Origin of the sequence: Brevundimonas sp., from assembly GCF_032107865.1 — a bacterium.
In the GTDB taxonomy this organism is placed as follows: Bacteria; Pseudomonadota; Alphaproteobacteria; order Caulobacterales; family Caulobacteraceae; genus Brevundimonas.
On the sequence record NZ_DAMCNG010000060.1, the window covers coordinates 463 to 13,867 of the forward strand.

Sequence of the window (13,405 nt, forward strand, 5' to 3'; positions counted from 1 at the left end):
CACATCATCCCCTGGAACTACCCGATGCAGATCATCGGCCGCTCAGTCGTGGCGGCCCTGTGCGTTGGCAACGCCGTGGTGCTCAAGCCCGCAGAGCAGGCGTCGCTGACCGCGCTGGCCTTCGCCCACATCGCCGCCGACTGCGGCCTGCCTGCTGGCGCGCTGAACGTCGTGACCGGCACGGGCGCCGAGACGGGCGCGGCGCTGGCGGCGCATCCGGGGATCAACCACCTGTCCTTCACCGGCTCGACCGGGGTGGGCGTGGCCATCCAGCAGGCGGCGGCGATCAACGCCGTGCCGGTGACGCTGGAGCTGGGCGGCAAGTCGCCCCAGTTGGTCTTCGACGACGCCGATCTGGACAAGGCCCTGCCCTTCCTGGTCAACGCGGGCGTCCAGAATGCGGGTCAGACCTGCTCGGCCGGATCGCGCGTGCTGGTTCAGCGCGGCGTCTATGACGAAGTCGTGCGCCGCATGGCCGAGCGCTTCAGCGCCCTGACCGTCGGCCCCGCCATGGACGACCGCGACGTCGGCCCGCTGGTGTCGAAGCAGCAGCAGGTCATGGTTGAAAGCTTCATCGATAAAGGCCGCGCCGACGGTCTGATCGTCGCGCAGGCGACGCTGTCTGATCTGCCGCCCGGCGGCGCCTATGTCACCCCGACCCTGTTCGCAAACGTCGCGCCCGACCATCCGCTGGCGCAGCAAGAAATCTTCGGCCCCGCCGTCGTCGTCATCCCGTTCGAAACGGAAGACGAGGCCGTCGCCATCGCCAACGGCACCGACTACGGCCTGGTCGCCGGCGTCTGGACCGCCGACGGCGGTCGGCAGATGCGGCTGGCGAAACGGCTGCGCGCCGGACAAGTCTTCATCAACAACTACGGCGCGGCGGGCGGGGTTGAACTGCCGTTCGGCGGCGTCGGCAGGTCGGGCCACGGTCGCGAAAAGGGGTTCGAGGCGCTCTACGCCTTCACCACCCTGAAAACCGTCGCGGCCCATCACGGATAGCGCAGGGGAGTAAGCGTCTTGGAGGGGAACAGATCGAAGCGGCTGGAGGGCAAGCGAGCGATCGTCACGGGCGGAGCCTCCGGCTTCGGCGCCGGAATCGCGCGCCGCTTCGCCGAAGAAGGCGCCCGCGTCATCGTCGCCGACCTGAACGGCGACGCCGCCCGCACGCTGGCCGCTGAACTGGGCGACGCCGATCTGGGCGTGAAGGTCGACGTATCCAGCGCCGCTGACGTCGCTGCTCTGGCCGAAACCGCGAACCGCCTGCTGGGTGGGGTCGATATCGTGGTCAACAACGCGGGCGTCGGCCACACGCCCCAGCCGCTGGACGAATTGTCGGACGAAGCCTTCGACCGCATCGCCAACGTCAACATGCGCGCCATCTATCTGATGTCGAAGGCCTTCGTCCCGGCGATGAAGGCGCAAGGATCGGGCGCCATCCTGAACATCGCCTCGACCGGCGGGGTCAGCCCCCGGCCCAACCTGACCTGGTACAACGCCTCCAAGGGCTGGGTCATCACGGCGACGCGGGCCATGGCGGTCGAACTGGCGCCCTTCCAGGTGCGGGTGAACGCGCTGAACCCGGTGGCGGGCGACACCCCCCTGCTGAAGACCTTCATGGGCGCCGACACGCCCGAGGTGCGGGCCAAGTTCCTGGCCTCCATCCCCATCGGCCGCTTCTCGACGCCCGAGGACATGGGCGCCGCCGCCGCCTTCCTCTGCTCGGACGACGCCTCGATGATCACCGGCGTGGCCATGGAGGTGGACGGTGGCCGCTGCATCTGACCGCGTGTTCAAGCTTCTGGTCCTGCCCGGCGACGGCATCGGGCCGGAGATCATCCGCGAGACCCTGCGCGTCGTCGACTGGGCGCGGAACGCCGGGCTGCGCATCGAACTGAGCGAAGCCCTGGCGGGCGGCGCCAGCATCGACGCCGTCGGCGCGCCCATCGCCGAGGACGTGGTGGATCAGGCGCTGGCGTCAGACGCCGTCCTGTTCGGCGCCGTCGGCGGGCCGATGTGGGACCACCTGCCCCGCGCTCAGCGGCCCGAGATGGGCATTCTGCGCCTGCGTCAGGCGCTGGACCTCTACGCCAACCTGCGCCCGGCCGTCTGTTTCGACGAACTGCTGGACGCCTCGGCGCTGAAGCCCGAGCTGATCCGGGGCCTCGACATCCTGATCGTGCGCGAGGCCACCGCAGGCGTCTATTTCAGCCTGCCCCGCGCCAACGAGATCGCCCCCGACGGCCAGCGCCGTGCCTACGACACTCAAGCCTACACAGAAGCCGAAATCGCCCGAGTCTGCCGCACGGCCTTTGAACTGGCCCGGACCCGCAAACGCCGTCTCTGCTCGGTGGACAAAGCCAATGTCATGGAGACGGGCGCCCTGTGGCGCGCCGTCGCGACCGAGGTCGCCGCCGGCTATCCCGACGTGGAGCTGTCGCACATGTACGCCGACAACTGCGCCATGCAGTTGGTCCGGCGCCCGGACCAGTTCGACGTCATCGTCACCGACAACCTGTTCGGCGACATCCTGTCCGACGCGGCGGCGGCACTGACGGGTTCGCTGGGCCTGCTGCCGTCGGCCTCCCTGTCCGGTCTTGAACAAGGCGGCAACAGCCGGGGCCTTTATGAGCCGATCCACGGCTCGGCGCCCGATATCGCGGGTCAGGGCCTCGCCAACCCCATCGCCACCATCCTGTCCTTCGCCCTGTGCCTGCGCTGGTCGTTCGACCGCGCCGATCTGGCCGACCGGCTTGAGCGCGCCGTGCGGCAGGTCGTGTCCAGCGGCGTGCGCACCCCCGACATCGCGGAAGCCGGGGTCGCCCCCGTCTCCACCCTTCAGATGACCGACGCGGTTCTGGCCGCGCTGGACGCCCAGTTCGCGTGAGGATCAACCGATGAGCGCCCCCACAATGCAGACCGTCATGGACCTGATCGACGGCCGCACCGACGAACTGGTCGCCCTGACCCAGGATCTGATCCGTTTCCCGACCATCAATCCGCCGGGCGAGGCCTATCGCCCCTGCGCCGAATACATCGGCGAGCGGCTCAAGAAGCGCGGCTTCACCGTCGAATATGTGCGGGGCGTTGGCACGCCGGGCGACAGCGATCAATATCCCCGTACCAACGTCATCGCCCGCTGGACCGGCTCCGAACCCGGCCCCTGCGTCCACTTCAACAGCCACATCGACGTGGTCGAGGTAGGGTCCGGCTGGACCGTCGATCCCTTCGGCGGCGAGGTGAAGGACGGCCGCGTCTATGGCCGGGGCGCCTGCGACATGAAGGGCGGGCTGGCCGCCTCCATCATCGCGGTCGAGGCCCTGATCGATTCCGGCCTGCCCCTGCCCGGCGCGCTCGAAATATCCGGCACGGTGGACGAGGAATCCGGCGGCTACGGCGGCGTCGCCTATCTGGCCGAGCGCGGCTGGTTCTCCGAACCAAAGGTCAGCCACGTCATCATCCCCGAGCCGCTGAACGTGGACCGCGTCTGCATCGGCCACCGCGGCGTCTGGTGGGCCGAGATCGAGACCAAGGGCCGCATCGCCCACGGCTCCATGCCCTTCCTGGGCGACTCGGCCATCCGCCACATGGGCGCTGTGATGGAAGAGTTCGAGAACAAGCTCTATCCCGCCATGGCCGCCCGCCATTCCGACATGCCTGTGGTGCCTGAAGGCGCCCGCCAGTCGACGATGAACATCAACTCGATCCACGGCGGTCAGGCTGAAGGCTTCGACGGCCTGCCCGCGCCCTGCGTCGCCGATTCCAGCCGCATGATCATCGACCGCCGCTTCCTGATCGAAGAGTCTCTGGACGACGTGAAGGGCGAGGTGAAGGCCATCCTCGACGGACTGGCGGCGCAACGCCACGGCTTCCGCTATGAGATGCGCGACCTGTTCCAGGTGGCGCCCAGCATGGCCGACCGCGACGGCCCCGTCGCCAGCACCACCGCCGCCGCCATCGAAACCGTGCTGGGCAAAAAAGCCCAGTTTGTCTGCTCGCCCGGCACCTATGACCAGAAGCACATCGACCGCATCGGCAAGCTGAAGGACTGCATCGCCTATGGTCCCGGCGTGCTGGATCTGGCGCACCAGCCGGATGAATGGGTGGGCATCGACGACATGACCAACTCGGCCAAGGTCATGGCGCGGGCGGCCTATGATCTGCTGACCCGCAAACGGAGCTGACAGGATGGCGCGCGGCGATATGGAAGAAGAGAACATCATCGGCCCGCGCCTGCGCGCCCTTCGTGACCGCCTCGGCCTGTCGCAACGGGCGCTCGCCCGCAAGGCCGGGGTGCCGTCCAGCACCGTCAGCCTGGTCGAAAGCGGCCGCACCAGCCCCTCGGTCGGCTCGCTGAAGCGGCTGCTGGACGCGGCGGGCATATCGCTGGGCGACTTCTTCAGCTCGGAGTTCGAGACCCCGACCAAATACTTCTATCGTCACGACGAACTGACCGACATTTCGCGCGGCGAGGTCTCCTATCGTCAGCTTGGGTCCAGCCAGGATTCCAGCCTGCAGATCCTGTACGAGACCTATCAACCCGGCTCGGACAGCGGCCGGGTCATGTTGTCCCACGAGGGCGAAGAGGGCGGCATGATCATCTCGGGCCGTCTTGAAGTCACCGTCGACGGCCAGTCGCGCGTGCTGAAGGCGGGCGAAGGCTATCTGTTCCCCAGCGTCCTGCAGCACCGCTTCCGCAACATCGGCGACGTGCCCTGCGTGGTCATCAGCGCCTGTACGCCGCCGACCTTCTGACGGCGCCGTTGCGAATGATCAGTATTCCGATCATTGGAATATTTTCCCCATATACGACAGAAGCATAGGCCAACAAAGAAACAGTCTTGCTCAAATTCGCCATCCGACGGCTACTGATCGCTGAGGGAAGAGGGTTTTCGCGGCCGATCTCTGCAACTGCTGACAGATGCTGCATTGCACAAGACATCGGCTACGGAGATAGTTCGGCAACCGGGTTGTCTCGGCCGCGACGGTTGAACGCGGCTTCAGACCGCGGCGGCCTCATGGGGAGGAAAGACGATGAATCGTCTGATGGTCAGCGTTTCCGCCGGGGCCTTGATGGTCCTGTCCGCCACCTCCGTCGCCGCGCAGCGCGCGCCCGACGTACCGACCGCCACCACGGTCGATGAGGTCATCGTCACCGCCCAGCGCCGCGAACAGGCGGCTCAGGACGTGGGCATCGCCCTCAGCGTCCTCAGCGGCGAAAGCCTGACGCAACAGGGCGTCACCAACGTCAACCAGCTTCAGAACGCCACGCCCAACCTGGAGGTCGAACCGGCCTTCGGCGGCGGCGCAGCCCAGTTCCGGATGCGCGGCGTCGGCTTTCAGGACTACGCCTCCAACAACTCGCCCACCGTCGGCGTCTATGTGAACGAGGTCGCCTATCCGGTCCCGGTCATGACGCAGGGGCTGATCTTCGACATCGATCGGGTCGAGGTGCTGCGCGGGCCGCAGGGCACCCTGTACGGCCGCAACACCACCGGCGGCGCCATCAGCTTCGTCACCAAACGCCCGACCGAGGCGCTGTCCGCCGGACTGATGACCGAATGGGGCAGCCACAACCTGTTCCGGGGCGAGGGTTATGTCTCCGGCCCTCTGGCCGAAACCCTGCGCGGCCGTCTGACCGTCTCGACTGAGCAAGGCGGCGCATGGCAGCGCAACCGCGACACAGGCGAAAGCCTCGGCGACGCCGACCGCACCGGCGCCCGCGCCCTGCTGGAATGGACGCCCAATGAGACCTTCACAGCCCTGCTCGATGTCCACGGCGGCGTCGACAAATCGGAAAATCAGGGCCTGTACCTGATCAGCGACCTGCACACCCGGCTGGGGACCGGCCCGGTCATTCCCGCCGACAAGGACCGTTCCAAGACCGGCTGGGGCCTGTCGCAGCGCTTCGCCGACGCCATCGGCCGTGACGTGAACGCCAAGCCGGGTCGCGACAACTCATCCTGGGGGGCCTCGCTGAACGCCAACCTGGCGCTCAAGGGCATGAACCTGTCCAGCATCACCAGCTATGAGACCCTGGAACGCAGCGAATACGGCGACTGGGACTCCAGCCCCTCGGTCGAGGCTGACACCTTCTTCGGCAGCGACGTAAATGTCCTGTCGCAGGAACTGCGCCTAGCCTCTGACAACGACAGCCCCCTGACCTGGGTGGCCGGCTTCTACTATTCCAAACAGGATCTCAACGAGCGTTATTTCTCGGACTTCATCGACATCTACAACACCTACGCCCAGGTCACCTACGACCAGAAGGTCGAGTCCTGGAGCCTGTTCGGCCAGGCCGAATACGCCTTCTCCGAGCGGTGGAAAGCCATCCTCGGCCTGCGCTACGAGGAAGAAACCCGCGAGCTTGAAGGCTTCGGCTCGGCCTTCGGCGGCGCCACCGCCCTGCCCCCGACCAGCGTCGACACCAAGATGACCCCGCTGACCGGCAAGGCGGCGCTGGAGTTCAAGCCCGCCGACAACGTCCTGATCTACGGCTCGGCCAGTCGGGGCGCCAAATCGGGCGGCTTCACCACCTACAACACCGGCGACAGCAGCGGCATCGAACCCTTCGATCCGGAAATCCTGTGGGCCTATGAGCTGGGCTTCAAGGCCGATCCGTCACGCGCGGTCCAGATCAACGGCGCGGCCTACTACTACGACTACAACGGCCAGCAGGTGCTGTCGGCCGTCTGCGGCGCCAACGGCCCGGTCGGCCGCTTCACCAACGCCGATTCCAAGATCTACGGCGCAGAACTCGAAGGCGTCTTCCGCCCCGCCGCCGGTCTGCGGATCAGCCAGAACCTCAGCTACAAGAAGGGCGAATACACCGAGTTCACCGACCTGGACATCGGCGCCTGCCAACGGACGCCGCGCGCCACCGTCTACATCGACAAGTCGGGCGAAAAGATCCCCTTCCCCGCCTGGTCCTATGGCGGGTCGGTCAGCTACGACTGGGCTGTCGGCGGCTTCGCCGTCACCGCCGAGGCCAACTACAGCTACCGCGACGAATACCCGTCCTGGCTGGGCGCCAAATACGATGTCGAGGCCTACTGGCTGGCCAACGCCAGCATCACCATAGGGCCAGAAGACGCTGACTGGTCCGTCGCCTTCTGGGCCCGCAACCTGTTCGACGAAGAGTACGATCTGACGCGCAACTTCTTCACCAGCGCGGACATCGCCCAGCCCGGTCGTCCCCGCACGATCGGCGCGCGACTGACGCTTCGTTACTGACCGTTCGATCCGCTCAGAAAACCGAGCGCGGCGACATAATACGCATACTTATCAACACGCTAATCTCCACAACTAACAGTCTTCCCTTTCGCTGCGGTTCGGCCGCTACTGGCGAAAGACAGAGGATGACCGCATGACCGCTGCAAATGCTGGCAAGGCCGCCAACGACCTTGATCCGTTCTGGATGCCGTTCACGGCGAACCGCGCCTTCAAGGCGCAGCCCCGCCTGTTCGCCTCGGCCAGGGACATGCACTACTTCACGCCGGATGGTCGGGCGGTGCTGGACGGCACCGCCGGCCTGTGGTGCGTCAACGCCGGTCACGCTCGCCGACCGATCGTCGAGGCGATCCAGCGCCAGGCGGAGATCCTGGACTACGCCCCGACCTTCCAACTGGGCCACCCTCTGGCGTTCGAGCTGGCGTCGCGTCTGGGGATGCTGCTGCCCGGCGACCTGAACCACGTCTTCTTCACCGGTTCAGGGTCCGAGGCGGTCGACACCGCCCTGAAGATCGCCCTCGCCTGTCAGAGCGCCAGGGGTTTCGAGAACCGCACCCGTCTGATCGGCCGTCAGAAGGGCTATCACGGGGTCGGCTTCGGCGGCATTTCCGTCGGCGGGCTGGAGAACAACCGGCGCGGCTTCCCCACCCTGCCCGGCGTCGATCACCTGTCGCACACGCTGAACCTGGACGAGGCCGCCTTCACGCGCGGCCAGCCGACCTGGGGCCTGCATCTGGCCGATGAGCTGGAGACCCTGATCGAGACTCACGGCGCCGAGACCATCGCCGCCGTCATCGTCGAGCCGATGTCCGGTTCGGCTGGGGTGATCATCCCGCCGCTTGGCTATCTGGAACGTCTGCGCGAGATCACGGCGCAGCACGGCATCCTGCTGATCTTCGATGAGGTCATCACCGGCTTCGGCCGCATGGGCGTCCTGACAGCGGCCGAAGCCATGGGCGTCACGCCCGACCTGATGACCTGCGCCAAGGGCCTCACCAACGGCGCCGTGCCGATGGGCGCCGTCGGCGTCAGCGCCGCCGTCTATCAGGTCGTGGTCGACAACGCCTCCGGACCGGGCATCGAGTTCTTCCACGGCTACACCTATTCGGGCCACCCGCTGGCGGCGGCGGCAGGCCTGGCCACGCTGAACGTCTATGAAAGCGAAGGCCTGTTTCAGCGCGCGACCGAACTGACGCCCTACTGGCAGGACGCTGTGCACAGTCTGAGGGGCCTGCCCCACGTCATCGACATCCGCGACCTGGGCCTGGTCGCAGGGATCGAGCTGGAAGTCCGTCCTGGCGCGCCCGGCGCGCGCGCTACGGAAGTCTTCCATCGCGCCTTCGATGACGGAATCCTAGTACGAGTGACAGCAGATGTCATCGCGCTGTCGCCTCCTTTGATTATCAGCCGCGATCAGATCGACGAGTTGATCGGTCGCCTTTCCAGCATCATCAGAAACACACCTTAGAATACCATCGGTATTGAGGGGGACGATATGAACAAGTACATCTTGGCGTCTTCTGTCAGCTTACTGACAATCGCCACCTTCTCCAGCGCCAACGCTCAAAGCGGCGCCCGGTCGGGGGATCAGGCCACGCGCGTCGACGAGATCATCGTCACCGCCCAGCGCCGCGAACAAGCCAGCCAGGACGTGGGCGTCTCGCTCAGCGTCATCGGCGGCGAACAGTTGGATGAAAAGGGCATCTCGGTCGTCAACGACCTTGAGAACGCCGTGCCCAACATGGAGGTCGACAGCCAGTTCGGCGGCGGCCAGCCCCAGTTCCGCATCCGTGGCATCGGCGCGCGCGAATACTCCTCGAACAACGCCTCGACCGTCGGCATCTATGTCGATGAAGTGGCCCACCCCTATACGGTGACCACACAAGGCGCCCTGTTCGACATCGCCCGCATGGAGGTTCTGCGCGGCCCGCAAGGCACCCTCTATGGCCGCAACACCACCGGCGGCGCGGTCAATATCATCACTAACGCCCCGACGGCCGACTTCCGCGCCGGCTTCAACGCCGAATACGGTACGTTCGATCGCTACAAGGTCGAAGGCTATGTCTCGGGCCAGATCGCGCCCAACCTGCTGGGCCGCTTGGCCGCCGTCACCGAACAGGGCGGCGCCTGGCAGTATCACCGCGATACCGGCGAGAAGCTGGGCGACCTGAACAAGACCGCCGTGCGCGGCCGCCTGACTTGGGACGCCAGCGAGGACGTCACCGTCGATCTGGCCGCCACCTATTCGGTCGACAAGTCGGACGGTCGCGGCTTCCGCCTGCTGGGCCCCTACACCGTCTCGGGCGGCGCCGTGACCTATCCCAAGGACACCGCCTGGCGCATCACCGGCTGGGGCATCTCGCCCGCCATGGCGGCTGTCGCCGGGGTCGGCCTGAACGCCAAGCCCTTCCGCGACAATGACGGCTTCGACGTCAGCGCCCGCATCAAGGCCAACTTGGGCTGGGCCGATCTGACCTCGATCACCGCCTACCAGACCTTCTCGCGCAGCGAGTTCAACGACTGGGACAGCACCCGCTTCAACGAGTCGAACGTCTTCTTCTACAACGACATCGACGTCTTCGCTCAAGAACTGCGCCTGAGCTCCAACGGCGAAGGCCCGCTCAGCTGGATGATCGGCGCCCACTATGCTGACGAAAGCATCGACGGCGGCTTCTATACAAACTTCCGGGGCAACGCGAACCTGATCAACACCGCCTATGGCCAGTCGGTGTCAGCCTTCGGCATCTTCACTCACAACTCCTACCAGGTGAACGAGCGCCTGAACCTGATCGCCGGCCTGCGCTGGGAGACGGAAGAGCGGACCCTGGACAGCGGCGGCACCTTCGTGGCTCCCAATCCCCCGCCGCCGACCACCAGCTACGACACCGACTTGAATGAAGTCTCGGGCCGCCTGGGTCTGGAGTACAAGCTGACGGACGACGCCCTGTTCTACGCCAGCGTGGCGCGCGGGGTGAAGTCGGGCGGCTTCACCACCTACAACGCGACCTCGGCGACCCCGTTCAAGCCGGAAATCGTCATCGCCTATGAGACCGGGATCAAGTCGGACCTGTTCGACCGCCGCCTGCGTCTGAACGGCGCCTTGTTCTACTACGACTACAAGGACCAGCAGGTTCAGGGCCTGGAATACGACCGCCTGACCGGCCGCCTGGGCAAGATCACCAATGTACCCAAGTCGCACATCTATGGCGGCGAGATCGAGCTGACCTGGGTGCCGGTCGACGGCCTGACCATCAGCCAGAACATCGGCTACAAGACCGGCGAGTATGATGAATACAACGCCATCGACGGCGCCAAGACCGACGCCGCCAATCCGCCGGACGGTCCTTGGGACATCATCATCACCAACGACCGCTCCGGCGAACGCCTGTCCTTCCCCAAGATGAACTACGGCGGTTCGGTCGCCTATGACTGGGAGATGGCCGGGTGGGAGCTGCGCGCCGAGACCAACTACAACTATCGGGACGAGCTGTATTCGGTCAGCTCATCGTCGATCATCGACGCCTACTGGCTGTGGAACGCCAACTTCAGCGTCGCCCCGACCGGCGCTAACTGGCGCGTGGGCCTGTGGGGCCGCAACCTCTTCAACACCTACTACGAAGAGACCCGCAACGGCTTCAACGGCTCGGCCCGTCCGACCACCTCGCCCAGCCAGGGCCGCACCTACGGCGTGCGCCTGTCGATGGACTTCTAAGCTTCCTCCCGAGTGAGGCGGGCCGGTTTCGGCCGGTCCGCCTCCGCCCTTTTGCCGAAGGTATGATGGCCTATTCCGCTTCCCGCCTTGATCGCCGCGCCCTGCTGACGGGTCTGGTCGTAGCGCCTGCCGTGCTGAGTTTCGGCCGTGCGCAGGCAGGCGGCGCCTATCTGTTTCCGCTGGGCGTCGCCAGCGGCGATCCCGCGCCGGACGGTTTCATCATCTGGACCCGGCTGGCCGCCGATCCCCTGGCCGCCGACGGTCTAGGCGGCCTCGACGCCGCCATCCCGGTGCGCTGGGAAGTCGCCGCCGACGACCAGTTCCGCCGCATCGTCGCCGCCGGCGACGCGACCGCCGCCCGCGACGCCGCCCACAGCCTGCACATCGAGGTCGCGGGCCTGACGCCGGGTCGTCCCTACTGGTACCGTTTCACCGCCCAGGGTCAGCAGAGCCCGACCGGCCGCGCCCTGACCACCCCCGCCCCCAACGCCGCCGTCGACCACCTGCGTCTGGCCGTCGCCTCCTGCTCGCACTGGGAGCGCGGCTATTTCAGCGCCTATGGCCACATGGCCGACGAGCAGCCGGACCTGACCCTCTTCCTGGGCGACTACATCTATGAGTACAGCCTGGGTCCGGACCGCGCCGATCAGGTGGTGCGCCCCTATAATCTGGAAGAAGCGACATCGCTGGCGGGTTATCGCAACCGCTACGCCCTGCATCGTACCGATGCGAACCTGCAGCGCCTGCACGCCGTCGCTCCCTGCCTCGCCGTCTGGGACGACCATGAGGTTCAGGACGACTATTCCGGCGTCTGGTCCAAGATTTCGGGCGTCGCGCCCAATGACTTTCTGCAACGCCGCGCCGCCGCCTATCAGGCCTTCTACGAGGCCATGCCGATCCGCCGCACGCGCCTGAACGCCAGCCTGCAGATGCCGATCCATCGCCGCATCCGCTATGGCGCACTGGCTGAGTTCTTCATGCTGGACGGGCGCCAGTACCGCTCGAAACAGCCGTGCAGCGATGGCGAGAACGGCGGCAAGGGCCAGATCGTCAGCGACGCGACCTGCACCGACCGGCTGGACCCGTCACGCACCTTCCTCGGCTTCGAGCAGGAGCGCTGGCTGTATGACGGACTGGCCCGCGCCGATGCGCGCTGGAACATCTTGGGCCAGAATCTGGTGATGGTGGGTCTGCGTCTGGCCCGCAGCCCAGCCGAGGAAAACCGCTACTGGACCGACACCTGGGACGGCTTCCCCGCCGCGCGTGATCGCCTGACGGCCGCCCTGTCTGAACTGAAGCCGTCCAACCCCGTGGTTCTCAGCGGCGACTATCACTCCTTCTGGACCAACGACGTGAAGCTGGACAGCCGCGACCCGTCGTCAGCCACCGTGGCGACCGAGTTCGTCGGCACCTCCATCACCTCGACCGGCCCCAGCTATGAAGGCCTGATGGCCGTCATGCCCAATAATCCGCAGGTGAAGTTCTTCGACAGCCGCCCGCGCGGCTATATGTCGATCGACGTGCGCCCCGACCGCATGGATACGCGCTATCAGGTCATCAGCGACGTGCGCGACCCGAAGGCCAGCCTGTCGACCCTGAAATCCTGGACCGTTGAATCGGGCCGCCCCGGCGCCGTCGCCGCATGATCCCCGCCACTCGGAGTTCCCCCATGACCCAGCCGCGCCTCGCTTCTTCTCTCATCGCCATGAGCTTCGCCCTGGCCCTGGGCGGTTGCGCCGGCGCGGTTTCGACGCAGACGGCGACGGTCGTCGCCCCAGCTGCGCCCGTGACCTTCTGGGAAGGTTTCCGCGATCATCCGCATGGCTATCTGACGGCTGAGAACACGCCCAACGCCGCCAACTTCCTGCCGCCGCCGCCCGAGGAAGGCTCGCTGCGCGAACAGGCCGACATCGCCGCCTACCGCGCCATGCGTGCGCTGGAAGGGACCGAACGCTGGGCCATCGCCCGCGCCGACAATGAGATCGAAACGCCCGGCGCCCCGCGCGCCTTCGACTGCGCGCTCGGCTTCAAGTTCGAGCCGGAACAGATGCCGACGCTGACCTTGCTGATGGGCAAGATGCTGGGCGATCTGGAGATGATCCAGACCCCGGCCAAGAAGGGTTATTTCCGCAAGCGCCCCTTCGTGGTCGAACCTCTGCCGACCTGCATCACGCCCGAAACCTGGCTGGCGGCCAGCGGCTCCTATCCGTCGGGTCACTCCGCGCTGGGCTGGACCTGGTCGCTGGTGCTGGCGGAACTGGCCCCCGACCGCGCCGACGCCATCCTGCGGCGCGGACTGGCCTATGGCGAAAGCCGCGCGGTGTGCGGCGTCCACTATCCCAGCGACGTCGAGGCAGGCCGCATCGTCGGCTCCACCATCGTCACGCGATTGAAGGCGGATCCCGCGTTCCAGGCCGACTTCGCCCGAGCAAAGCAAGAGTTCGACGCCGCCCGCGCCGCCGC

General features: G+C 66.5%; 10 protein-coding genes. All 10 read left to right on the forward strand.

Annotated elements, in window-relative coordinates; all coding sequences use genetic code 11:
- On the forward strand, window positions 1-1,002 hold a 1,002-nt coding region (locus RT567_RS07265; RefSeq protein ID WP_313575391.1), incomplete at its 5' end, for an aldehyde dehydrogenase family protein.
- 18 nt (window positions 1,003-1,020) lie between these two features.
- Entirely contained in the window at window positions 1,021-1,785 is a 765-nt protein-coding gene (locus RT567_RS07270) for a glucose 1-dehydrogenase (RefSeq protein ID WP_313575393.1), read from the forward strand.
- Window positions 1,786-1,789: 4 nt separating this feature from the next.
- Window positions 1,790-2,887, forward strand: coding sequence for a 3-isopropylmalate dehydrogenase (leuB, locus tag RT567_RS07275; protein WP_313575410.1), 1,098 nt, complete (start codon window positions 1,790-1,792; stop codon window positions 2,885-2,887).
- A gap of 10 nt (window positions 2,888-2,897) precedes the next feature.
- Window positions 2,898-4,184, forward strand: a complete 1,287-nt coding sequence (locus RT567_RS07280; RefSeq protein WP_313575395.1) for an acetylornithine deacetylase/succinyl-diaminopimelate desuccinylase family protein — start codon at window positions 2,898-2,900, stop codon at window positions 4,182-4,184.
- Between the two features lie 4 nt (window positions 4,185-4,188).
- On the forward strand, window positions 4,189-4,755 hold the full coding sequence (locus tag RT567_RS07285) for a cupin domain-containing protein (RefSeq protein ID WP_087140249.1): 567 nt from the start codon (window positions 4,189-4,191) through the stop codon (window positions 4,753-4,755).
- A gap of 279 nt (window positions 4,756-5,034) precedes the next feature.
- Entirely contained in the window at window positions 5,035-7,233 is a 2,199-nt protein-coding gene (locus RT567_RS07290) for a TonB-dependent receptor (protein ID WP_313575398.1), read from the forward strand.
- Between the two features lie 133 nt (window positions 7,234-7,366).
- Window positions 7,367-8,698 (forward strand): aspartate aminotransferase family protein, encoded by a 1,332-nt coding sequence (locus RT567_RS07295; protein ID WP_313575400.1) that lies wholly within the window; start codon window positions 7,367-7,369, stop codon window positions 8,696-8,698.
- Between the two features lie 27 nt (window positions 8,699-8,725).
- Window positions 8,726-10,942: a TonB-dependent receptor domain-containing protein gene (locus RT567_RS07300; protein WP_313575402.1), complete on the forward strand. Its 2,217-nt coding sequence runs from the start codon at window positions 8,726-8,728 to the stop codon at window positions 10,940-10,942.
- Window positions 10,943-11,007: 65 nt separating this feature from the next.
- Complete coding sequence (locus tag RT567_RS07305; RefSeq protein ID WP_313575404.1) at window positions 11,008-12,588, forward strand: alkaline phosphatase D family protein; 1,581 nt, start codon at window positions 11,008-11,010, stop codon at window positions 12,586-12,588.
- A 23-nt stretch (window positions 12,589-12,611) separates the two neighbouring features.
- On the forward strand, window positions 12,612-13,405 hold a 794-nt coding region (locus RT567_RS07310), incomplete at its 3' end, for a phosphatase PAP2 family protein (RefSeq protein WP_313575406.1).

Excerpts from the sequence above, each read along its gene's own strand:
- RT567_RS07280 (WP_313575395.1), top strand. The coding sequence starts at position 2,898 with ATGAGCGCCCCCACAATGCAGACCGTCATGGACCTGATCGACGGCCGC.
- RT567_RS07285 (WP_087140249.1), top strand. The coding sequence starts at position 4,189 with ATGGCGCGCGGCGATATGGAAGAAGAGAACATCATCGGCCCGCGCCTG.
- RT567_RS07290 (WP_313575398.1), top strand. The coding sequence starts at position 5,035 with ATGAATCGTCTGATGGTCAGCGTTTCCGCCGGGGCCTTGATGGTCCTG.
- RT567_RS07295 (WP_313575400.1), top strand. The coding sequence starts at position 7,367 with ATGACCGCTGCAAATGCTGGCAAGGCCGCCAACGACCTTGATCCGTTC.
- RT567_RS07300 (WP_313575402.1), top strand. The coding sequence starts at position 8,726 with ATGAACAAGTACATCTTGGCGTCTTCTGTCAGCTTACTGACAATCGCC.
- RT567_RS07305 (WP_313575404.1), top strand. The coding sequence starts at position 11,008 with ATGGCCTATTCCGCTTCCCGCCTTGATCGCCGCGCCCTGCTGACGGGT.